Source organism: Flagellimonas nanhaiensis, assembly GCF_003382275.1.
Taxonomy (GTDB): Bacteria; Bacteroidota; Bacteroidia; order Flavobacteriales; family Flavobacteriaceae; genus Flagellimonas; species Flagellimonas nanhaiensis.
The window spans coordinates 51,225-75,082 of sequence record NZ_QTJX01000006.1 but is presented as its reverse complement, the minus strand read 5'-3'; the positions used below and the strand labels follow the sequence as shown (position 1 = coordinate 75,082).

At 40.8% G+C, this 23,858-nt stretch carries 19 protein-coding genes and 1 tRNA gene; 10 read left to right on the top strand and 10 right to left on the bottom strand.

All coding sequences use genetic code 11. The features are described 5' to 3' along the window. Positions 1-17: 17 nt before the first annotated feature. Positions 18-1,361 carry a serine hydrolase domain-containing protein gene (locus DX873_RS17245; RefSeq protein WP_181899548.1) on the top strand — a complete coding sequence of 448 codons (1,344 nt, stop codon included), beginning with the start codon at positions 18-20 and terminating at the stop codon, positions 1,359-1,361. Next, the gene (locus DX873_RS17240; RefSeq protein ID WP_116185739.1) at positions 1,324-2,781 is read left to right on the top strand and encodes an amidohydrolase family protein; all 1,458 of its coding nucleotides are present in this window, start codon (positions 1,324-1,326) and stop codon (positions 2,779-2,781) included. The genes DX873_RS17245 and DX873_RS17240 overlap by 38 nt, the downstream gene beginning before the upstream one ends. A 166-nt stretch (positions 2,782-2,947) precedes the next feature. Here DX873_RS17240 and DX873_RS17235 read toward each other — a convergent pair whose 3' ends face one another. The 5 genes from DX873_RS17235 to dnaE form a co-directional block, all read right to left on the bottom strand. Continuing rightward, positions 2,948-3,445, bottom strand: a complete 498-nt coding sequence (locus DX873_RS17235; protein ID WP_116185738.1) for a hypothetical protein — start codon at positions 3,443-3,445, stop codon at positions 2,948-2,950. Positions 3,446-4,234: 789 nt separating this feature from the next. Beyond that, positions 4,235-4,311: transfer RNA gene (locus DX873_RS17230), tRNA-Asp, on the bottom strand. A gap of 127 nt (positions 4,312-4,438) precedes the next feature. After that, positions 4,439-5,368, bottom strand: coding sequence for a DUF58 domain-containing protein (locus tag DX873_RS17225; RefSeq protein WP_116185737.1), 930 nt, complete (start codon positions 5,366-5,368; stop codon positions 4,439-4,441). 79 nt (positions 5,369-5,447) lie between these two features. Further along, entirely contained in the window at positions 5,448-5,765 is a 318-nt protein-coding gene (gene trxA / locus DX873_RS17220) for a thioredoxin (protein WP_116185789.1), read from the bottom strand. 103 nt (positions 5,766-5,868) lie between these two features. Continuing rightward, positions 5,869-10,254 (bottom strand): DNA polymerase III subunit alpha, encoded by a 4,386-nt coding sequence (gene dnaE / locus DX873_RS17215; RefSeq protein ID WP_116185736.1) that lies wholly within the window; start codon positions 10,252-10,254, stop codon positions 5,869-5,871. Between the two features lie 160 nt (positions 10,255-10,414). On the opposite strand from dnaE, the gene DX873_RS17210 reads away from it, so the two are divergent. The 3 genes from DX873_RS17210 to rimM all read left to right on the top strand — a co-directional run bounded on the left by DX873_RS17210 (position 10,415) and on the right by rimM (position 13,126). Continuing rightward, positions 10,415-11,863: a sulfatase family protein gene (locus tag DX873_RS17210; protein WP_116185735.1), complete on the top strand. Its 1,449-nt coding sequence runs from the start codon at positions 10,415-10,417 to the stop codon at positions 11,861-11,863. 106 nt (positions 11,864-11,969) lie between these two features. Further along, complete coding sequence (locus tag DX873_RS17205) at positions 11,970-12,584, top strand: 30S ribosomal protein S16 (RefSeq protein WP_116185734.1); 615 nt, start codon at positions 11,970-11,972, stop codon at positions 12,582-12,584. Positions 12,585-12,595: 11 nt separating this feature from the next. Next, positions 12,596-13,126 carry a ribosome maturation factor RimM gene (gene rimM / locus DX873_RS17200; protein ID WP_116185733.1) on the top strand — a complete coding sequence of 177 codons (531 nt, stop codon included), beginning with the start codon at positions 12,596-12,598 and terminating at the stop codon, positions 13,124-13,126. A 9-nt stretch (positions 13,127-13,135) separates the two neighbouring features. On the opposite strand, the gene DX873_RS17195 is transcribed toward rimM, so the two are convergent. After that, a complete protein-coding gene (locus tag DX873_RS17195) occupies positions 13,136-14,446 on the bottom strand; it encodes a S41 family peptidase (protein WP_181899547.1) in 1,311 nt (436 codons plus the stop codon). Between the two features lie 194 nt (positions 14,447-14,640). Between DX873_RS17195 and DX873_RS17190 the strand changes: the two genes are divergently transcribed. Genes DX873_RS17190 through DX873_RS17180 form a run of 3 tightly spaced genes read left to right on the top strand, consistent with a single transcriptional unit; the run spans position 14,641 to position 18,012 of the window. Beyond that, positions 14,641-16,080 (top strand): sulfatase family protein, encoded by a 1,440-nt coding sequence (locus DX873_RS17190; RefSeq protein WP_116185731.1) that lies wholly within the window; start codon positions 14,641-14,643, stop codon positions 16,078-16,080. Further along, entirely contained in the window at positions 16,064-16,777 is a 714-nt protein-coding gene (locus tag DX873_RS17185; RefSeq protein ID WP_116185730.1) for a tRNA1(Val) (adenine(37)-N6)-methyltransferase, read from the top strand. Before DX873_RS17190 ends, DX873_RS17185 begins: the two co-directional genes overlap by 17 nt. A 56-nt stretch (positions 16,778-16,833) precedes the next feature. After that, a complete protein-coding gene (locus tag DX873_RS17180; protein WP_116185729.1) occupies positions 16,834-18,012 on the top strand; it encodes an acyl-CoA dehydrogenase family protein in 1,179 nt (392 codons plus the stop codon). A 1-nt stretch (position 18,013) separates the two neighbouring features. On the opposite strand, the gene DX873_RS17175 is transcribed toward DX873_RS17180, so the two are convergent. Continuing rightward, positions 18,014-18,490, bottom strand: coding sequence for a nucleotidyltransferase (locus DX873_RS17175; RefSeq protein WP_116185728.1), 477 nt, complete (start codon positions 18,488-18,490; stop codon positions 18,014-18,016). Position 18,491: 1 nt separating this feature from the next. Next, positions 18,492-18,680: a hypothetical protein gene (locus DX873_RS17170; protein ID WP_116185727.1), complete on the bottom strand. Its 189-nt coding sequence runs from the start codon at positions 18,678-18,680 to the stop codon at positions 18,492-18,494. A gap of 76 nt (positions 18,681-18,756) precedes the next feature. On the opposite strand from DX873_RS17170, the gene DX873_RS17165 reads away from it, so the two are divergent. Continuing rightward, complete coding sequence (locus tag DX873_RS17165) at positions 18,757-20,013, top strand: Y-family DNA polymerase (protein WP_116185726.1); 1,257 nt, start codon at positions 18,757-18,759, stop codon at positions 20,011-20,013. Next, positions 20,010-20,459, top strand: a complete 450-nt coding sequence (locus DX873_RS17160; protein ID WP_116185725.1) for a LexA family protein — start codon at positions 20,010-20,012, stop codon at positions 20,457-20,459. Before DX873_RS17165 ends, DX873_RS17160 begins: the two co-directional genes overlap by 4 nt. 373 nt (positions 20,460-20,832) lie before the next feature. On the opposite strand, the gene hutG is transcribed toward DX873_RS17160, so the two are convergent. After that, positions 20,833-21,804, bottom strand: a complete 972-nt coding sequence (gene hutG, locus DX873_RS17155) for a formimidoylglutamase (protein WP_116185724.1) — start codon at positions 21,802-21,804, stop codon at positions 20,833-20,835. Between the two features lie 4 nt (positions 21,805-21,808). Beyond that, a complete protein-coding gene (locus DX873_RS17150; protein ID WP_116185723.1) occupies positions 21,809-23,818 on the bottom strand; it encodes a urocanate hydratase in 2,010 nt (669 codons plus the stop codon). Positions 23,819-23,858: the final 40 nt, after the last annotated feature.

Sequence of the window (23,858 nt, the reverse complement as noted above, 5' to 3'; positions counted from 1 at the left end):
CATTGGATAATGATTCCATGATTAAAAGTATTTCTCATGCCATGCAAGAATTTCATCTAACTGGTTTAAGCGTTGCCGTATTTGATAACTACGAAATTGTTTGGAGACATGTCTGGGGTCACAAAGTGGCCAACACAGATTCAAAAATTGATTTTGAAACAGCTTTTTCAACGGCCTCGATTGCAAAGCCAGTGACCGCCACCCTTTTAGCCATGCTAGAAGAGGAAGGGTTAATTAATCTGGACGCGCCAGTTTCAAAATATTTGAAACGTTGGAATCTCCCCAAAAATGATTTTGGTGCTGAAAAAATCTTGACCCTTAAGCATTTACTAAGTAATACTGGCGGTACCTCTCAACACGGGTTTACGGACTATTATCTTGGTGATACCATACCAACTTTGGTTGAGAGTCTAGAGGGTGAAATTGCAAACAATTCTGCTTTGGAACTAACCTTCTATCCTGGAACCCACTGGCGATACAGTGGGGGAGGTTACGTCATTGCCCAAGTCGCCATCGAAGATCATTTGGGATTCCCTTTGGCCCATCTTGCCCAAGAATACATATTTGGCCCACTTGGTATGAAACGGACCACAATGAAGCAGCCCAATGAGGATGGATTTTTGTCGAATGTGGCCAAGGCACATGATCAAAACGCCAATATTATCAATACTGGTATACCAATCACACCTCAAGTGGCACCATCTGGGCTTTGGTCTAACCCAACAGATATGTCCATTTTTCTGATTGAGCTTCAAAATGCCTTAAGAAATAAAAATAATCGAGTGATTTCTCACAGTGTTGCCAAAAAAGTAACTGATATCGTTACATCAAAAGTGATGGGAGGATGGAGCATGGGATGGGAAAGGAGGTATGGTTTCTGTAACCAGGAGTGGTTCTCGCATGGTGGAGCAAATACTGGAACCGGAGGGCATGTCTATGCGACTATGGAAGGGGGCAAAGGAATTGTTCTTTTCGGCAACGGCCCAAATCAGAACCGAATACCCGTATTGGACTTATTACGGGATTCTATATTTAAATCACTTGATTGGTATCGTGATTTGAATGTGGTAACGGAACCGATTCCAAAAGACCTAAAGGATAAGCTGTTGGGAAGCTATCAGCACATTGTTTTTGGGGAAAACATGACAGTATTCGAAAGAGGCGGAAAGATTTTCATGCAGCCGTCAATAGGGGTTGACGAATCAGAGTTACTCTACCTAGGTGATAATTTCCTTGAAGTAGATCAATATCCAAGCAAGTTAAGGATTGACGTTGAATCTGATCCAAACTTTATCACAATTTACCAAATAAGAAATATTACCAATGAAGAGAATCCGCTATACCGAAAAGATAAAATCTAAAGCATACCGCTTAATGAAAAAATTCCCAATCCAATTTCTTGATTATAGAAGGACAGGAGTAAAAGTATGCTTGATTTTATTGATTTCTCTCTTTATTCGATGCATTCCAATCACAAATGAAGCAGATTATTTAATTGAAAATGTCAACTTAATTGATGTTGTTAATGGTGAAACCATAGAAAATTGTTGGGTTGAGATTGTTGGAGAACGTATAGGTAAAATTCATTTGTCTGAAGTAAAGGGTGATTCAAGAACTAAAATAATCGACGGTACAGGAAAATATATTATTCCTGGACTTTGGGATATGCATGCTCATTACAGTCTTAACCATGATTTTGTCAATCCCCTGCTAATAGGGAATGGGGTTGTTGGTATTCGGGAAATGTGGGGGGTGCCAAATACAATCTTTGAGATAAGGAGACTAATAAATAAGGACTCGATTTTAGCACCTGACATATATACCTCTGGAGATATCATTGATGGCTACCCTCCTGTCTGGCCTTGGTCTACTAAGGTAAAGAACCCCCAGGAAGCGGTCAGTGCTGTTAAGGAACAAAAAAGTCAGGGTGTAGATTTTATAAAAATTTACACAAACCTATCTAAGGAAAGTTATGAAGCAATAGCTCAGGAAAGTAAGAAACTAGGAATTCCATTTGCTGGACACTTACCCTTAAAAGTTCCGATGGCTAAGGCCTTGGCTTTGGGGCAACAAAGCATAGAACATTTGAACGGTATACTAGAAGCATCATGCTCAAAACCTTTCAAACTGGATAGCATCGACCCAATGAATAGAATTGGAAGAGCCAGCTTCTTAGTAGAGAATTTTGATTCTAAGAAATTTGATGATTTGTGTGAAAAATTAGCAAAAAGCGATACATGGATATGTCCGACGCTCTCTGTGCTAAAAAATACATCCACAAAGCTGGACAAGGGATTCTTGACTGATGACAAACTAGAGTATATTCCTTTGCATACGAGACAATCTTGGACTGGAAGTACCAGGGATAAAAGTGAAGAATTTTACGAGGTATTTGAGCGTCTTTTTGACCTTCAAACTTCTTTATTAGGGAGAATGTCAGAGCGTGGCGTAAAGATATTGGCTGGCACAGATTTCCCAAACCCCTTCTGTTATCCTGGATTTGGTTTACATGAAGAACTTGTTCTCATGAACAATGCTGGTATGTCAACTTTAGAGGTGTTGAGGAGTGCCACCTATTATCCAGCAATATTTATGCAAAAAGAAGATTTATACGGCCAAGTATCCGAAGGAAAATCGGCGAGTGTTATTATTTTAAATGAGAATCCATTAAAAGATATAAGAAATACACAAAAGATTGAAGCAGTTTTCCTCAGAGGAAAGTATATTAATAAAGAGGAATTAAGTGAGCTAATGTTAAGCCTAAAAGACAAAAATCAATAAGGCGTAGATTACTACATTATGATGCTATGAACTTTAATGTCATTTTGGAGTTTCTATAAATTTCTTGAATACTAAGGTTCTTATCTACAAAATGTTTGACCGAAAAGAAATTTGTAAAAATTATTGACTATCTGCCCAACCACTTGTGGTTCTTGTGTGTTAGGGATTATTTTGTACGAAAAGAGTAAATCAATTCACATTTATTGCCATTCTCGCAGCCAAACAATTTGGATTCAAACCCTCCTAAATCCAGTTTTTCAATTTCCATCCTGTTTTTAGAATATTTCTTGTCGAACAATTCTCCTTCTATCAACAAAATCAATTTGTTATCCACGAAATGGCCTTTCAAGAATTTTCTATTCCCAAGTGAGTTATTTGAAATCCCTTTCCAAGAATTAGGTTTATCAGAAACAAGTACAGTCATATTATAAAAGTAGGTTTCCTTTTCCGTTATTCTTTCGTGTTTTTCCTCAATAAGAATTCCCTTTCCGTCCATTATCTCGGATGCTTTTAGATATGCAAGCTTAACAATTGATTTTTCTCCCATCTTAAACCGAGTTTCGATGGTCCATTCTCCGATTAGGAAATCTATACTCTTGGCTTGACAGAAACTATTATATATGATACATGTAAAAAACGATAAAAATAAAATGGCCCTAATCATTCTTCAAAGACTTGGATTCGCTTCAGTTTACGAATATTATAGACAAATAAAATTAATCTCTTACAATAAATAAATAGTAAAAAAAGAATCCCTCCGAAGAGGGATTCTTGATAGCTAATTCAAACAATCTTAAAATGAGATCAAAACCCAAAAGATTGCTAACTTAAAGGTATTTGAAATAGACTAGCCATATGAAAAGAAGTATTGAACTATGAAGAATTAGTTACGAACTGCTCGGTTTTGGAAATTAAAATCATGAGGCAAATTAAATTCATGACTTAACTCAATGAAGTCGAAAACCATTATTATAGATATTGAAGTTCCTATTATGAAAATCAGCTTGGCTGAGTAAAACCGAAAGTTATTTACGGTGGAGTAGCGCTCATTAGAGAATGTTAATTGAATTAATTTAACGCCAATTAGTTTGTTAAAGAATGTCCATATGTTTCATCAAATAAGGTAGAATATAAATCAGAATAAAAAAAGGGAACATTCCTTTAGGAAGTCCCTTTTATAGTGACTACGGCAGGATTCAAGTCTGCTGCCGATTGCTTAGAAGTCAGTTGCTCTATCAAGCTGAGCTTCCCGATTAAATCATTTTTTCAAAATTTCAAATCCTCTTGATGAGAAGACAGATGAGCTAAACATAATATTTAGCTTTTTTTCTTGTTACTATTAGTTTCCGGAATGATAAAATTGTTAAATTTTGTTAAAAAAATTATAGTTAGGGTAAAGTTAGGTCAAGCTGCAAAAAAAAACCTCCGAATTTCTCGGAGGCCTTGATTTTACTGGCGGTCTGGACGGGACTCGAACCCGCGACCCCCTGCGTGACAGGCAGGTATTCTAACCAACTGAACTACCAGACCAATGATTTTATCTAAAAAAGACTCTGACAACAGTCAGATTCAAATCTTGTTCATTTACTTTTTGCAAAGCGAGTGCAAATATACATTTCCGTTTCGGATTCAACAAAAGATTTTTTAAAAATTAGAATCAAGTAAATTTTTGCCGCTCAACCACAAATGTGTTCAGTATTTGGGAAAAGTTGGATTGTACGTCCACACCAACATATTTAATCTTGTACTGCGCACATTTTAACTTTAGATTTTCTTGGTATTCCCTCACTTTTTGTGTGTAGGCCTTTTTGATGTTCTCGGCGTAAAGATCTATGTGTGAGCCCGTCTCTACATCAACAAAGCGTTTAGGGGTGTTCTCAAATTCAAAATCGAGCTCATGCTTTTTATCCAGCAAATGAAAAAGCACCACAGCATGCTTGTTGTACTTAAGGTGACGAAGCGCATCAAAAAGCTGGGCATCATCAGTTTCGGTCTGGAACATGTCCGAAAACAAAAAAATGAGGCTCCGGCGATGCATCTTTTCGGCAATTTGATGTAGAAAAGTATATGTTTTGGTAGTTTCAGAGGTACTTTGTGTCGCAGCTACTTCGTTCAGTTTGGAGAACAACATCTGAAAATGACGTTCACTGTTTTTCTCCTTTGCATGAAAATTATACTCATTGGAGTAAACACTTAAGCCAACAGCATCACGTTGCTTTTTCAAGAGCTGCATTAAGGCTGCAATGGATAAAACACCAAACCCAATTTTGTTGAGGTTATCAATGGAAAGGTCCTTTATGCTGGGGTAGTGCATAGATGAGGAGTTGTCCAGTATCATATGACACCTTAAATTGGTCTCGTCTTCATACTTTTTGGTGTACAGCCGGTCCGTTTTTGCATATAGCTTCCAATCTATATGCTTTGTGCTCTCTCCTGAGTTATAAATCTTGTGTTCAGCAAATTCAGCTGAAAACCCATGAAAGGGACTTTTATGGATGCCACTGATAAAACCTTCAACAATCTGATTTGCCAAAAGTTCCAGGTTTTGAAAAAGTTGTGCCTTCTGAAGCTCTGATCTTACTTCCATAACAAGATTCTATGCCCAAGATAAAACAAAAAAGGCTTGGCAATTGCCAAACCTTTTTTAAAATCCGTTAAGGATAATTTTACAACGCTGCTTCGATAGCATCCGTATATACTTTCTTGGGAGATACCCCAACCTGACGATTCACAATCTCACCATCTTTGAAAACCAATACTGTTGGGATGTTACGCACACCATATTTAGCGGCATACTGCTGGTTGGCATCAACGTCTACTTTTCCAACAACGGCCTTACCTTCATATTCTGTACTCACCTCATCAATAATAGGGCCTACCATTCTACAAGGTCCACACCATGCTGCCCAAAAGTCAACAACTACAGGTTTATCGCTTTTTAATACTACTTCGTCAAATGTTGCATCTGTTATTTCTAGTGCCATTTTATTTATTTTATTGTTCGCAAAGTTAGTCAAATAATGTCCATGTTCCTTACCGCCCAAACATTCATTTTTATTATTGCACCATTGACATAAATTATAGGTGTCAGTTTAGTTTATAATGAATTTCATGGGATTCTAGCATAGAAAGTAGTTCGCTATTGATCTTTACTTTCTGTTTTCTACTGGATAGGTTCAGTTTGATTTCTTCCTCCATTTCGTACACTACAAAATTGAGAGGGTGATCTCCTTTATAGGATCGTAGAGTATCTTTTATGGTCTGAATGCGTTTTTCCTGCAGACGGTCAATGTTCAATTTAATAGTCAATTTTTTGGCATAGGCATCCATTACATCCTGAAGCTGCTTAAAGTCGTTGAACTGCAACCGTGGATCTCCTTTTTTGCCTGTCTCCCTATTGACCCATCCCTCTCTAACGAAAGCTTTGATGTAGACAAACGAATTGATCATTAAAAAGTGGCGGAATTTTAGGTATTCCTCGCCAAAAATTCGAAACTCATGGGTGTCGGTGTAATCTTCCAGGGTAAAAAGACCCCATCCTTTTCCATTTTTTGAGATTCTATGTTGCACGTCTGTGATGACCCCGGCCACGGAAAGCTCCCTGTTCACATAGTCTTCCAGATTGGTAAAAGCAGAAACACTGCTATTGCAGAACGCGGTAATTTCTTTTTTAAAGTCATCCAAAGGATGTCCAGAAATGTAGATTCCCACAACCTCTTTTTCTCTTCTGAGTTTCTCCATGGTGCCCCAGTCTTCGCAAGGAGGAACAACTGGCTCTGGAATCTGGACTTCACTGGCATCTCCAAAAAGGCTTACTTGGGAAGAATTTTCGTTCTCCTGGAATTTTGCACCATACTTGACTGCTTTTTCCAAAAAAGTAATACCATCGCCTTCATGATGAAAATATTGAGCGCGATGTGTATCTCCAAAGGAATCAAACCCTCCTGCCAAAGCAAGATTTTCAAAGGATTTTTTGTTGGCGGACCGTAAATCGACTCGTTTTGCCAAATCAAAAACTGATTTATAAGAGCCATCTTCCTTGCGATTTTCCACAATGGTCTCCACTGCGGAACGTCCCACTCCTTTAATGGCTCCCATTCCAAATCGTACCGCGTTGTCCTTGTTCACCGCAAACTTGTAGTAAGATTCATTCACATCTGGCCCCAATACTTCCAATCCCATTCGCTTACATTCCTCCATAAAGAAGGTAACCTGCTTAATGTCGTTCATGTTGTTGGACAGCACAGCCGCCATATATTCAGCAGGGTAGTGGGCTTTCAAATAAGCAGTTTGGTAAGCAATGTATGCATAGCATGTAGAGTGACTCTTGTTGAAAGCGTAGGAGGCAAAGGCTTCCCAATCCTTCCAAATTTTCTCCAGAACATCTCGGGGATGCCCATTTTTTTCACCACCATCCAAAAATTGGGGTTTCAATTTCTGTAGAAGGGCAAAAATCTTTTTCCCCATGGCCTTTCTCAATACGTCGGCATCACCTTTGGAAAAACCGGCCAGTTTTTGTGAAAGTAACATCACCTGCTCTTGGTATACCGTAATTCCATAAGTTTCCTTAAGGTATTCTTCCATGTCTGGAAGGTCATAGGTGATTTCTTCATCCCCATGTTTTCTGGCGATGAAACTTGGGATATATTCCATGGGACCTGGGCGATACAAGGCGTTCATGGCGATAAGGTCATCAAAAACCGTAGGTTTTAGGTTTTTCATGTGCTTCTGCATCCCGGGAGATTCATATTGGAATATCCCCACGGTATCTCCACGTTGAAAAAGCTCGTAAGTCTTTTCATCATCCAAAGGGAATTCGTCCGGAATCAATTCGATTCCCGTCCGCGCTTTTACAATTTTTACCGTATCCTTGATAAGTGTCAGGGTCTTTAATCCCAAAAAGTCCATTTTTAGAAGACCTGCACTCTCCACCACGGAGTTATCAAACTGGGTTACGTAAAGATCAGAATCCTTTGCGGTAGCTACAGGAACAAAGTTTGTAATGTCATCAGGAGTAATGATTACCCCACAGGCATGGATTCCCGTATTTCGTAAGGAACCTTCCAGAACACGGGCCATGTTTACGGTTTGCCCCTCTAGATCATCTCCTTCGGAGATATTCAACAATTGATGCACTTTGTCCAGTTCATCTGAACGGAATTTTTTCTTCAGATCTGCTTCATCAACCCCAAAGATTTTGCCCAACTTGGACATGTTGGGAATGAGTTTTGCAATGCGATCGGCATCATTCAACGGTAAATCCAAAACTCTTGCGGTATCCCGAATTGAGGATTTGGCCGCCATGGTACCATAGGTGATGATCTGAGCCACCTGGTTTGCTCCATATTTATTGATGACATAGTCCATGACCTTACCTCGACCTTCGTCATCAAAGTCAATATCAATATCGGGCATGGACACCCTGTCCGGATTCAGGAAACGCTCAAAAAGCAGATCATACTTTAAGGGGTCAATATTTGTGATGCCCAAGCAATAGGCTACCACAGATCCTGCTGCGGAGCCCCGTCCTGGACCTACGGAGACTCCCATGTTGCGAGCTTCGCGGATAAAATCTTCCACAATCAAAAAATACCCAGGATAACCTGAGTTTTCAATGGTGCCCAACTCAAAATCAATACGTTCTGTGATTTCGGCTGTGATTTCTCCGTACCGTTTTTCGGCTCCTTGATAGGTAATATGTTTCAGGTAGGCATTCTCGCCACGTTTTCCTCCATCTAGAGTATCTTCTTCAACCTTGAATTCTTGGGGAATGTCAAACTTTGGAAGGAGTACGTCCCGGGCCAAATCATAAACCTCAATTTTGTCTATGATTTCCTTGATGTTCAAAATGGCCTGCGGCACGTCTTTGAACAACTCCTTCATATCTTCGGAAGATTTGAAGTAGTATTCCTGATTGGGGAGCCCGTAGCGATATCCCCGGCCTCGGCCTATGGGTGTCGCTTGCTTTTCGCCATCTTTGACACACAGGAGGATGTCGTGTGCCTCAGCATCCTTTTTGTCGCAATAATAGGTGTTGTTGGTAGCGATGAGCTTCACATTATGCTTTTTGGCCAATTGGATAAGCACTTGATTTACGCGGTCCTCATCTTCCTGCCCATGACGCATCATTTCAATGTAAAGGTCGTCGCCAAACTGTTCTTTCCACCAGATTAGTGCTTCTTCAGCCTGTTTTTCGCCAACATTCAGGATTTTGTTGGGGACTTCACCATAGAGGTTTCCTGTGAGAGCAATGACATTATCCTTGTATTGCTCTACAATTTTTTTGTCGATTCTGGGGACATAATAGAAACCATCTGTATAGGCCATGGAGGACATTTTGGCCAGATTGAGGTAGCCTTGTTTGTTCTTTGCCAACAGTACAATTTGATACCCGTAGTCCTTAACATTTTTATTGGTATGGTCTTCACAGACGTAGAATTCGCATCCAACAATGGGGGTGATTTCTTGTTCGGTTGCAGGTACTCCTTTTTCCTCGAGTTCTTTATTCCTTTCTTGGACCCCTTTATTGTGAGCCTTTATTTCTTTCACAAAGTGAAAGGCACCCATCATATTGGCGTGATCGGTAAGGGCAACGGCAGTCATTCCATGTTCAGCAGTAGCCTTAACCAAACTTTTAATATTTATGGTGGATTGAAGTACCGAAAATTGTGAGTGATTGTGTAGGTGTGCAAAGGGAGCCTCGACCAGGCTCTCAATGTTCTCATTGATTTCTGCTTCCGAAATCTCACCAGTATCTTTTTCCCAAAGCGCATCTGCAATAGCCTTGGATGCTTTTTTAAGGTTGATGTGCTTTAACCCGATAAGTTCAATTTCCTGGGGATTAGCTTCAGAAAATTGCTCGTAGTAATCGGGTTGAACATCAAGTTCCTCAATGGTAAAATGCTTTTTCCTGACCAATTCCAAAAAGCATCGGGTAGTGGCCTCAACGTCTGCTGTGGCGTTATGTGCTTCAGCAAAAGGTTCTCCAAAAAGGTGCTCATGGAGTTCTGTCAATGTGGGTAGTTTAAACTTACCGCCCCTACCTCCAGGAATCTTGCACATTTCGGCTGTAGATTCCGTACAGGTGTCCAACACGGGCAAATTGGCCAATGAGTTTTCAACCCCCATTCGATGGAATTCGCAGCCCATAATGTTGATGTCAAAATCTACATTTTGACCAACCACAAACTTGGCTCGAGATAGGGCGTTGTTGAAAGCTTCTAGAACTTCGATGAGTTTTGACCCTTTTTGTTCGGCAAGTGCAGTGGAGATTCCATGCACCTGCTCAGCTTCATAAGGAACATTAAATCCTTCGGGTTGTACCAAAAAATCCTGATGCTCCACCAAGTTCCCCAACTCATCGTGCAACTGCCATGCAATCTGAACACATCGTGGCCAGTTGTCCGTATCGGTAATTGGGGCGTCCCAACGTTTGGGCAAACCTGTGGTTTCGGTATCAAAGATTAGGTACATAAATCGTTTATGCTAGCAAAAAATAAATGACTAAAAATAGATAAACCCAGCACTATTTTAAAAAGTAGTTTTTATGAGTTATCAACGTATCCAGGAAAATTACAAGTTTAATCTTATGCATGGCATTCGTTACCTTTAGCGTTTAAAACCAACTTTTATAATGAAAAGCACTATTTGGCGCAAAGCCTTATCCATTTGTTTTTTGCTATTGGGTTTTTGGATAATTAGTTCTTGTAAGTCTGAGTCAAAACCGGAATCAGAACAGGAAGATAGGCCGCCTAACTTCATTGTCATTTTTGCTGATGATTTGGGTTATGGCGATTTAAGTTGTTATGGGAATCCAACCATTCTCACTCCAAATTTGGATCGTATGGCCCATGAAGGACAAAAGTGGACCAATTTTTATGTAGGGGCAAGTGTATGTACGCCCAGTAGAGCAGCCCTTCTTACAGGTAGGCTACCTATCAGAAACGGAATGACCAGTAATAAAAATCGTGTCCTTTTTCCAGATTCCAAGAATGGATTACCAGCCGAAGAAATTACCCTTGCGGAGCAATTGAAGAAAGCAGGATATACCACTGCGGCTATTGGAAAATGGCATTTGGGACATAGAGAACAATATTTGCCCACTAATAACGGATTCGATTATTATTATGGTATCCCATACTCTAATGATATGGATTGGGTAGTTGAGAACCCAAAAGGTGGATATTGGAATCTGCAGAACGATGACTTAAAAACCGAACATTTTAATGTACCCTTGCTGCGCGGCACGGAAATTATTGAAAGACCCGCAGATCAGAACACTATTACCAAGCGGTATAGTGCGGAAACTATTTCTTTTATTAAGCAGAATAAGGACAAACCTTTTTTTGTTTATTTGGCGCACAACCTCCCCCATATTCCTTTGTTCGCTTCTGAAGAGGCCAAAGGTAAAAGTGAACGTGGACTATATGGAGACGTGGTTCAGGAAATAGATCATGGGGTAGGTCAAATCCTAGAGACACTCAAGTCAGAGGGATTGGTCGAAAACACCATTGTGGTTTTTACCTCCGATAATGGGCCTTGGCTTCCTTTCAAAAATAGTGGTGGTAGCGCTGGCCTTTTAAAAGCGGGAAAAGGTTCAACCTGGGAAGGCGGCATGCGTGAGCCTGGAATTTTTTGGGGACCCGGTTACATAAAGCCAGGGTTGGTCACGGATATAGGTTCTGCAATGGATCTTTTTGCGACCTTTAGTGCCATGGCTGGGATTGACATTCCACAAGATCGTGTTATGGACAGCTATGATTTAGGTCCAACTTTGATAGAGCGCAAACCAAGTCCCCGTAACCACATTATGTATTATCGGGGAACAGAACTTTATGCTGCCCGTCTTGGTGATTATAAGGCGCATTTTATTACTCAAGGTGTTTATGGTCAATTTGGAGAGCGTGAAGAACATGATCCCCCGGTATTGTATCATTTAAACCATGATCCTTCAGAACGGTTCAATGTAGCGAAAGGCAATGAAGAAATTATTGGTCAAATTCAAGAATTGGTGAAAGTCCACAAATCTAATTTGATTCCTGGTAAAGACCAATTGGCTGAAAGGGAGCAGAAAGTCGATTAGGGCATTGTACATTAAAAGAAATCAAGTATATTTGCACCCGCTTTAACAGAAAGCGATTTAAAAAGAATTAATAACCAGGGTCGGGCACCCTACAAATTAATGTGATATGCCAGTTAAGATTAGACTTCAAAGACACGGTAAAAAAGGTAAACCTTTCTATTGGATAGTAGCCGCCGATTCAAGAGCAAAAAGAGATGGTAAATTTTTGGAAAAATTGGGAACTTATAACCCCAATACCAATCCAGCTTCTATCGACATCAATGTGGACAACTCGGTAAAGTGGTTGCAAAACGGTGCACAGCCTACCGATACTGCAAGAGCTATCCTTTCTTATAAAGGAGTTTTGTTGAAGCATCATTTATGGGGTGGAGTTCGCAAAGGAGCTTTGACCGAGGAGCAAGTGGAAGAAAAGTTCAACGCTTGGTTGGAAGAAAAGGAAAAAGCTGTTCAGGCTAAGAGAGATGGATTGAGCAAAGCTCAAGCTGAAGCTAAGGCAAAAGCTTTGGAAGCTGAGAAAGAGGTCAGTGAAAAAAGAGCTGCTGCTGCCATACCAGAAGTAGAAGAAGAGGCTGCGGAAGAAGTTGCTGAAGGAGCGGAGGCAGCTGCAGAAGAAACTGCTGCTGTTGAAGAGCCTGCTAAAGAAGAAGCTGCGGAACCTGAAGCTAAGGCCGAAGAGGCTGCTCCTGCTGAGGAAGCTGAAGCTAGCAAGGAAGAAGAGTAAGATTTTAGACGATGCGCAAGGAAGATTGTTTCTACCTGGGCAAAGTCGTATCAAAATACAGTTTTAGGGGGGAGGTATTGGTAAAGCTCGATACCGATGAGCCCGAAATCTACGAAAACATGGAATCAGTTTTTGTTTCATTGGGAAACAATCTGATTCCATTTTTTATTGACCGTTGCCGATTGCACAAATCGGCCTTGCTTCGCATAGATTTTGAAGATGTAAAGGATGAATCTTCTGCCGATAAGATCATTGGCTCTGAGTTATATCTTCCCTTGGAAATGCTTCCACAACTATCAGGAAACAAGTTTTATTTTCATGAAGTTATTGGTTTTACTTTGATGGATGAGATTCATGGTGATATTGGAATCATCAAAGCTGTTAACGACAGTGCATCCCAAGAACTTTTTGAAGCCGAGAAAGATGGTAAGGAACTGTTGATTCCCATTACCGATGACATCATTACCAAAGTGGACCGGGGTGCCAAAACCATTTATGTAAAGGCTCCAGAAGGTTTGGTGGATTTGTATCTGAAAGACTAAGAGGGCAGGTCATTGTCTGGAAACGATATTCTTCAACGATTTTTTTTCTAGCGGAAGGTCCACTTCTATATCGGGAACAACTCCTCGATTTGCTTTTGCATGCTTGGGTCGATAAAATATGTAAAGTGGGCTCAGCACAGTAATCCCTGAATTTGGCAAAATGTATTTTTTGACCTGAGCAGATTGATTTGACCTGCCTCCGGTTTCCTTGCCCATTAGGGTTCCAATGTTGAAATCTTGGACAATATAGGAGAACACAAGGGCTTGCGAGTAGGTTCTTTCATTGATGGCCACGAAAATTTTGCCTTCAAAAATTTTGTCGTTTTTGGGTTCGGTCCATTGCGGAAAGTCCAAAGTAATGGTATCTCCAATCTTCAAATGAGGCAATCGATTTATGTTTTCTTTGGCCACACGAGCAGTTATTTTGGAAGTGGGAGTATATTTTGTAGTGGTCAAATAAGAAAGTAATTTGTCACTAAGCTCCCTAGCTCCACCTCCATTTTCCGATACGTCTATAACGAGAGTTTCAATTTTTTTTCTAAAAATGGTTTCAAAACATTTTTCCAAGAATTCCTCAAACTCTTGCAACTTAGCTTTGTCAAATGTTCTTATCGTCAACAAGGCCTTTTTCTTCCCTAGATATTTGTATTCAAACAGATTTTTTGTTTTTCCCTTTTTGGAAAATGAATGGGAAAGCTGTGTCCAATTGGTGGGTATCGGTATTTTTTCTTCCAAGACTACCCAAGGGTCAGAGTTGGGATTTACGTCAAACAAATCCAGGTAATGCGAAAACCTTCTTTGAATGACAAAGTTTTTTAGCTCCTTGGATTCTCCTCGAACAATTTTACGCGCGTCTTCCAAAAACTTTTGCATCTCCAGATTTCCAATGGAGAATACTTTAACTTTTTTGGAATATTGATGAGGCCCGGCATAAACTTCGTTTCCTATGATTTCAATATAGGTGTTAATGTTTAAGGAGTCAGGGTTCCTTTCTGGAACCATCAACCCAAAATGGGCATCATTGAATATGGGATTGAGCTTGGAGAATAGTCTCCATGCCTCTTTCGTTGTCATGTCCGCTAAGGATTGCCTGATTTCTTGTTTGGCTTTCACATAATCAGCAATGTTCACGGTATGCGTCATTTTTGGATGTGTGTTTTCAACAAAATGAACCAGTGAGTCAAAATCTTGACTTATCTCCTCTTTGGAAAGTAGATAAGGTTCATTATGGTCAATGGAACTGATTTTTTTGGTTTGTCCGGAAGTGATACAACATGTTATCAATAAAACTTTACAGAAAGAGGTTCGAATACGATTCATTATAAGACTCATTAAACATTTGTCAATACTAAAACTAGGGTGAAAAGCAGTTAGCTTACGGACAATTGAATTGAAAGAGGGAAATATTGAACTGACCGGCTCAATTTTAAGTTCAGAAGTATGTCAAAACTGGTCTTTGTTTAGCTGAGTTTGATTTTAAACCTATATTTATAATCATCTTTGATTCTTTGTCTATGTTGCGCTATTACTTTGTAATTATCAGTCTTTGTTTGCTTTCCTGTGCAGAAAAGCAGGATAAAAAAGTAAAAAGGGAAGGTCTCCCAAATGTTGTGTTGATTTTCACAGACGACCAGGGTTATCAAGATGTAGGTGTTTTTGGTTCACCCAATATTGAGACGCCCCATTTGGATCAAATGGCCGCTGATGGAATTAAATTGACCAGTTATTATTCAGCTCAAGCCGTTTGCTCTGCATCAAGAGCAGGAATTTTAACGGGATGCTACCCTAACCGAATAGGAATACACAATGCCCTTGGTCCGGACAATACCCACGGCATACATGAAGAAGAGACTACCTTAGCGGAAATGCTCAAGGACAAAGGATATGCGACTGCTATTTTTGGAAAATGGCATTTAGGACACCATCCTATGTTTTTGCCCACTAGGCATGGGTTTGATGAGTGGTTTGGAATTCCCTATTCCAATGATATGTGGCCTTATCATCCTCAACAGGGGCCTATTTTTAATTTTCCGGACTTGCCATTGTATGAAAATGAAAAAGTGATTGACACCTTGGTAGAACAATCTCAATTGACCACCCAAATTACAGAGCGGAGTGTGGATTTCATCCAAAGAAATAAAGACAAACCTTTCTTTTTGTATGTGCCACATCCCCAGCCACATGTTCCCTTGTTCGTCTCCGACAAGTTCAAGGGTAAATCTGAACGGGGGTTGTATGGTGATGTGATTATGGAAATTGATTGGTCTGTTGGGGAAATCATGAAAGCACTCAAGGATAATGGGCTGGAAGAAAACACCATTGTGATTTTTACCTCGGACAATGGACCATGGTTATCCTATGGCAACCATGCCGGTAGCGCCCTTCCCTTAAGGGAAGGAAAAGGCACCGCTTGGGAAGGAGGGCAGCGAGAGCCGTTTATTATGAAATACCCTGCAATGTTCAAGGCAGGAGCCACCATTGATGTCCCCATAATGGCAATCGATATATTGCCGACCATAGCAGAACTTACCAAGGCTGAATTACCAAAAAGAATCATCGATGGAAAAAGCGCGCTGAAAGTTTTGACAGAGGAGAGCATACAGAGCCCTCAGGAGGCCTATTTCTTTTATTATCGGGTAAATGAGATGTTCGGGGTTCGCTATGGAAAATGGAAGCTCTATTTTCCGCATCGCTACAGGACCATGGATGGGCAAGAACCAGGAGGGGATGGGTTACCGGGTAACTATCGCATGATTGATATGGAGGAAATTGAATTATACGATTTGGAGAACGATATCAGCGAAACAAAAAATGTAGCAGATGAAAATCCGGATGTGGTTGCCCATATTAAATATTTGGCCAATGGCATGAGGAAGAGATTGGGAGATTCGTTATTGGAATTGGAAGGAACGGAAACAAGAGAACCCGGAAGATTGGATGAACAAGCTTTTTAAATTCAAAGAATTTACGGTTGAACAAGACAAATGTGCCATGAAAGTGGGTACAGATGGGGTGTTGTTGGGAGCTTGGACTTCGTTGCGCAACAATCCACAATCTATTTTGGATGTTGGTGCCGGAACTGGACTGATAGCCTTGCAACTGGCCCAGCGTTCCAGCGCAGAACTCATTGATGCCATTGAATTGGATGAAGCTGCTTACGAACAATGTGTTCAGAATTTTGAGGCTTCACAATGGGCTGATAGGTTGTTTTGTTATCATGCCGGATTTGATGAGTTTATGGACGAGATTGATGACGAATACGATTTGATTGTTTCCAATCCGCCTTTTTATGTGGAGGAGGTGGCGAGTGGTGATGTCGCGCGTGATTTGGCGCGTCAAAATAACTCACTGCCATTCCAGGAATTGCTACAAGGAGTATCAAAGCTGTTGTCTCAAGATGGGATATTTTCTGTGATAATACCATACAAGCAGGAGCTGGATTTTCTCCATTTGGCCACAATGGTCGGATTGCATCCTAGCCGCATAACCCATGTGAAAGGAACACCAGAAGCAGAAGTGAAGAGGAGCTTGATTGAGCTTACATTTTCAAAAACTGAAACTAAATTCAACGAATTGGTTATTGAATTGGCTCGCCATCAATACACAAAACAGTATATTGAGCTTACCAAAGCATTTTATTTAAAAATGTAACAATACACTTCCATATTGTTATATTTCATCATTACCTTTGGCCAAAAATTTTTTGTATGAGACCCGATTTATTTGAAGCACCTGATTATTACAATTTGGATGATTTACTTTCCGAGGAGCACAAACTGGTGCGTGATGCTGCCCGTCAGTGGGTGAAGAGAGATATTTCTCCCATCATTGAGGAATTCGCCCAAAAAGCGGAATTTCCAAAGCAAATCATTGGTGGACTTGCCGAAATCGGTGCATTTGGACCCTACATTCCTGAAGAATATGGTGGAGCCGGACTAGATCAGATCAGCTATGGGTTGATCATGCAAGAAATTGAAAGGGGAGATAGTGGGGTGCGCTCTACAGCTTCGGTACAATCCTCTTTGGTGATGTACCCTATTTATGCGTATGGTAACGAGGAGCAACGCAAAAAATACCTGCCTAAATTGGCTTCGGGAGAATGGATGGGCTGTTTTGGTCTAACTGAACCTAACCACGGTTCCAATCCCGGAGGAATGGAAACCAAGTTCAAGGATATGGGGGACCATTATTTACTGAATGGGGCCAAACTTTGGATTTCCAATTCGCCATTTGCTGATGTTGCAGTGGTTTGGGCCAAGAATGAAGAAGGTAGGATTCACGGATTAATTGTGGAGCGAGGCATGGAAGGTTTCTCCACTCCGGAAACCCATAATAAATGGTCGCTACGCGCCTCTGCAACGGGAGAGCTGATTTTTGATGATGTAAAGGTCCCAAAAGAAAACCTATTACCAGGTAAAAATGGCTTGGGTGCCCCACTAGGCTGTTTAGATTCAGCTCGATATGGAATTGCGTGGGGGGCCATTGGCGCAGCCATGGATTGCTACGACACCGCATTGCGATATGCCAAGGAACGTATCCAGTTTGGTAAGCCTATTGCTGCCTATCAATTACAACAAAAGAAATTGGCCGAGATGATTACAGAGATTACCAAGGCACAATTATTGGCTTTCCGATTGGGACAGTTAAAAAATGAAGGACGGGCTACAACGGCACAAATCTCAATGGCCAAGCGTAACAATGTGGATATGGCCATAAAAATTGCTAGAGAAGCGCGTCAAATTTTAGGTGGAATGGGAATTACTGGAGAGTATAGTATCATGCGCCACATGATGAACTTGGAAAGTGTGATTACCTACGAAGGAACCCATGACATCCATTTATTGATCACAGGTGCTGACATTACGGGAATCCCTGCTTTTAAATAGGCTATTTTTCGTCGTTTATCCGTTTCAGTTCTTGGATATCTAACATATCTTTAGGTCGCCCTGATTTGATTTTACTATCTATCAAATCATCTAATGATAGAACACGCCATGTCAAATTTGACCCTTCAGTGGTTACGATTTCAGCTTTATCATAAGCTTCATCAAAAGATTTGTTATTTAGGGAAAAATTGGTGATTAATTCAAGGTTTAAGTCTATTGGGGAGAATTTAATGGATATGTTTTGTTCTTTATTTTTTACTTCGATGGGAAATTCATCTATTTCATAACCCATCGTATTAAAAACTTTCGCAAGCTTATCAAAATTTTCATCAGTAGTCTCAATCCAAAAATCAACATCTGCCGAGTGTCGTTGATATCCATGAAAGTTAACCGCACCTCCTCCAATCATAATCATCCTTACCTCAAATTTATTGGCAAGCTCTAAGAATACGTCAATATTTTCTTTCCATTGGTGCAAGTCAGGATGTTTTTATCTCTATTACAAAACTGTTTTCTGTTTTTGAAACTTTGCTTTCTTTGACAGGAAAATTCTTTAATCGCTCGGCCATTTCAAGAAACCTATAAAAGCGATCCGCGGGAAGTAGGGCCAGAAAGTCTTTTTCTTGTATTGAATTGCTTTCTTTTTTTGTGCGAAAATCAATTTTCATAAGGTAAAGTTAGCACGATAGGACGAATTTCAGCTGAAATAGCCTATCAAAATTTAAAAATCGAGTAATTTACAACATGTTTGCTTTGGTAGATTGCAATAACTTCTATGCATCATGTGAACGGGCTTTTCAGCCTCAGTTCAATAATGTTCCTGTGGCCATTTTGTCCAATAATGATGGTTGTTTTATTTCGCGCAGTGATGAAGCCAAAAAATTGGGTCTGCCTATGGCTGCTCCTGCATTCAAATACCGAAAATTTTGTGAGGACAATGGAATAAAGGTATTTTCCTCAAATTACCCTTTATATGGTGATATGAGTACCAGGGTAATGAATATCCTGGGGACATTTACACCAGAGATGGAGGTGTACAGCGTTGATGAAGCCTTTTTAAAGTTTGATGGATTTAGGAATTATGATTTTGATGACTATGGAAGAAAAATCCAACAAACAATTCAAAAGTGTACTGGAATTCCAATCAGTATTGGGATTGCACCTACAAAAGCTTTGGCCAAGGTAGCCAACAAAATTGCCAAAAAGTTAAGGTCAAAAACAGGAGGAGTATATGTTATTCAATCTGAAGAAAGGCACCTCAAAGCCCTAAAATGGACCAAAATTGAAAGTGTCTGGGGTATTGGCCATGGCAATCTAAAGCGGGTAAAGACCCAGAACGTAAAAACGGCTTATGACTTTATCCAACTGCCCGATGAATGGGTAAGAAAACAAATGGCAATCATTGGTCTGAAGTTGAAAAAGGATTTGGAGGGCACCCCAACCTTGGATTTGGATGACGATACCCGCGATAAAAAGGCCATTGCAACCACGCGAAGTTTCGAATACACCTATTCCAATATTGAAGACATCAAAGAGCGCATATCCACTTTTGCATCCAGTTGTGCCGAAAAGTTGCGGGCCCAGAACAGTAGCTGCAATCATGTTGTGGTACTTTTGAGAAGCAATAGGCACAAAAAGAACGAACCACAGGACAGAAGCAGTGTCATTGTTACATTGCCCTATGCTACAGATTCAAGTTTGACCATAAGCAATTATGCTGTTGAAGCAGCAGCTTCCATTTTCAGACCAGGAATAAAATACAAAAGGGCAGGGGTGATTGTATCAGGTTTGGTGCCTACTAACGAAAGACAATTAGATTTATTCTTGACGGAAAATCCGAAGCACCATGAGATTATGAAGGTTATGGACAAGGTGAATGACAAATATGGATATAAGATTAAAATAGCCAATCAGGACTTGGAGCGAACTTGGAAAATGCGCCAAGAGCACCTTTCCCCAAGATATACTACAGACATCAATGAGATTATTACAGTAAAATGACCTCTAAAAAAACGCCAGAAATCAATTCTCTTATCTTTTTTGAGCCAAATGAAGATGAAGGTCAAGAAATCCTATTGTCCAACAATAGCGTATCAGCTGGGTTTCCATCGCCAGCTGAAGATTTTAAACAAAAACGTATTAGTCTGGATCGTACATTGATTCGAAACAAGGAAGCCACTTTTTATGCAAGGGTCAGTGGGCAATCCATGGTAGGAGCGGGATTAGATGATGGAGACTTACTGGTAATCGATAGAAGTTTGGAGGGAGAACATGGTAAGATAGCTGTTTGTTTTTTAGATGGAGAGTTTACCGTGAAAAGATTGCATATAGAAAAAGGGAAAATTACATTGATGCCCGAAAATGAAAAATACAGACCCATACCAGTGTCCAAAGACAGTGATTTATTGATTTGGGGCATAGTGACCTATGTAATCAAGGCGGTTTGATCGCCTAACCAATTGGCGAATCAAAAACCTTTACTATCTTTGCCTTGTTGTGTTGGATTTCAATCCATAGGATTGGAATCAAGTTGGGGCATCAAAGTGATGCTCGCCAATGAAAGGCTTTCCATTTGGAAGGCTTTTTTTGTTTATGAGAGCTAATTATGGGATTTCACATAAATGATGGGCGGTTATCCCCCCGAGCTATATCGCATTGAACGCAGTCTAAGGAGCGGTTGAGAGGGAGATAAAAAAGTGTAGAATGTTCAATGTCATCAGGTATTAGTGGAGATTGGCAAAATTCGTGTCAAATCTTTATGTGATTTATGTTCACACCATAGATTCTTCGCTTTGCTCAGAATGACAATCAGAAATAAAATCAACTCCCTGCAATACTGTGGGCTACATGATGAACCAGTGAAGCGGCGAGTTTGGCCGTTTGTCCATCAATGTCATACTTGGGGTTCATTTCCGCAATATCCAAACTGATCAGTTTTCCAGAACCCATGATGGTCTTTAGGCATTCTAGAACAATATAGGGAGTAAAACCCATGGGGGAGGGAGCACTGACCCCTGGTGCATAGGCCGAAGAAAACCCATCTAGATCAATGGTAACGTACACGTGGTCCACATTTTTGACAAAGGCATGAATCCATGTGTTGATTTCTTCCAAAAAAGGCGCTTGAAAGGTATCTGACATCACATAAGTAACATCTAAATCACGGGCCGTTTGAAAAAGGACTCTGTCATTGGCGTCTTTTCGTATGCCGAGACAGAGGTAATTAAAATCGATATGTTCCTCTTGGCACTCCATGGCAATTTGGTAAAATGGAGTTCCAGAATTGTTTTGCTCTGTATTTTTTCGAAGGTCGAAATGTGCATCAAAATTTATGATGCCAATGGTCTGTGCTTCTTTTTTGGTGTCCAAATAGCGTTCAATACCATGGTAATGGCCATAAGCCACATCATGTCCGCCTCCCAAAACAATAGGGAACTGTTTTTTCTGTAATAAAGTAAGGACAGTATCGCTAAGAGTTTCTTGAGCGGCTTCCATATCTCCATTGTCGCAGGTGATGTTTCCCACATCATGCAAAAGAACTTGTCCCGGAAGATGATTGGGCATTTTGGCAAAGCTACTTTTGATGGCATCCGGCCCGTTTACGGCTCCGGGTCTGCCTTGGTTTCGACTTACACCCTCATCACAAGCATAACCCAATAGGGCAATGGACTTTTTTTGGGCTTCAGGAAGTTCCTCCAATGGGGTGCAATGCACCTTTTCATGAAGGTACAACCATTTATTGGAGACCCGTCCTGTCCAAATATCCTTTATGGGAGCCTTGTAATGCTTCATAGAACTAAAAGAGATTGTCCAAAATATCAGATTCAACGATATGGGGCAAAGTTACCTTTAAATCTGGAGTTCGGTCCATTTCTCGCTTTATGGCAAAGAGGGCTTCTTTGTTGCGGGCCCAACTTCTTCGGGAAATACCATTGTTTACATCGTAAAACAACATACGCTTCAATCTAACGGAAGCCTCTTCGGAACCGTCGAGTACCATTCCAAAGCCACCATTGATGACCTCGCCCCATCCAACACCACCACCATTGTGGATGGATACCCAGGTGGCACCCCTAAAACTATCACCAATCACATTATGAATGGCCATATCGGCAGTGAATTTACTGCCGTCATAAATATTACTGGTCTCCCTAAAGGGAGAATCGGTACCACTCACGTCATGATGGTCCCTACCCAAAACCACGGGAGCGGAAATTTTTCCTTCCGCAATGGCATTGTTGAAGGCTTCGGCAATTTTGCTTCTTCCTTCCGCATCAGCATATAGGATTCGGGCTTGCGAGCCTACCACCAATTTATTCTGTTCAGCTTCAGCAATCCATTTGATGTTGTCCTGCATTTGTTGTTGGATTTCCTCTGGGGCTTCTGCCTTGATGTTTTTCATCACCTCCAATGCTATGGCATCAGTTTTTTGCAGATCTTTTGGATTGCCAGAGGTGCAGACCCATCGGAAGGGCCCAAAACCGTAATCAAAGCACATGGGTCCCAAAATATCCTGAACGTAGGAGGGGTATTTAAAATCGATTCCATTATCAGCCATCACATCACCTCCTGCACGGGAAACTTCCAGTAAAAAGGCATTTCCATAGTCAAAGAAATAGGTGCCTTTTTCAGTATGCTTGTTAATGGCATCGATTTGTCTTCGAAGGGATTCTTGTACTTTTTCCTTAAAAGCTGATGGATTTTGAACCATAAGGGTGTTGGCTTCGTCGAAAGAAAGCCCTACTGGATAATAACCACCTGCCCAAGGATTGTGCAAAGAGGTTTGGTCCGATCCTAAATGGACAAAAATTTCTTCTTCGAAGAAACGTTCCCATACCTCCACCACATTACCGATGTAGGCCAAAGAAACGGTCTCATTGTTTGCGATTGCTTGCTTCGTCCTGGAGACGAGAGTGTCCATGTCTTCAATAAGTTCATCCACCCAGCCTTGTTGGTGTCTTTTTTTGGCCGCTTCAGGATTAACTTCGGCACAAACAGTGATACATTCTGCTATGTTTCCTGCTTTGGGCTGAGCCCCACTCATGCCTCCCAATCCAGCAGTTAGAAACACTTTCCCTTTAGGGAAATCATTTTTTTCCAATACTTTTCGGAAGGCATTCATGACCGTAATGGCAGTTCCGTGTACGATGCCCTGTGGACCAATGTACATGTAAGAGCCAGCGGTCATCTGTCCGTATTGGGTAACGCCCAGCGCATTGAATTTTTCCCAGTCATCCGGCTTGGAATAGTTGGGAATCATCATGCCATTGGTCACTACTACCCTTGGTGCCTCCTTGGAGGAAGGGAACAGTCCCATGGGGTGGCCCGAATACATGTGCAAAGTCTGTTCCTCGGTCATTTCGGCCAAATATTTCATGGTCAACAAGTACTGCGCCCAATTTTGAAATACCGCTCCGTTACCTCCATAAGTAATCAATTCTTCAGGATGTTGTGCCACCGCTGGGTCAAGATTATTTTGAATCATCAGCATGATGGCGGCCGCCTGTTCGGTCTTGGATGGGTATTCTGAAATGGGCCGAGCATGCATAGCATAGCTAGGTTTAAATCGATGCATATAGATTCGACCATAAGTTTGTAGCTCTTCGGCAAATTCTTTGGCAAGTTCAGCATGCCAAGCTTCTGGAAAATAGCGCAAGGCGTTTTGTACCGCTAATTTTTTTTCCTCCTTGGAAAGGATGTCCTTTCGTTTGGGAGCTGGATTTCCTGCCTCTGGATATGTTTTTTTTGAAGGCAATTCCGAAGGAATTCCTTGTAGAATGCTGGCTTTAAACTCTTGTTTTGTCATGATTTCTTTTGGTCACCCTGAACCTGCCTGTCGGCAGACA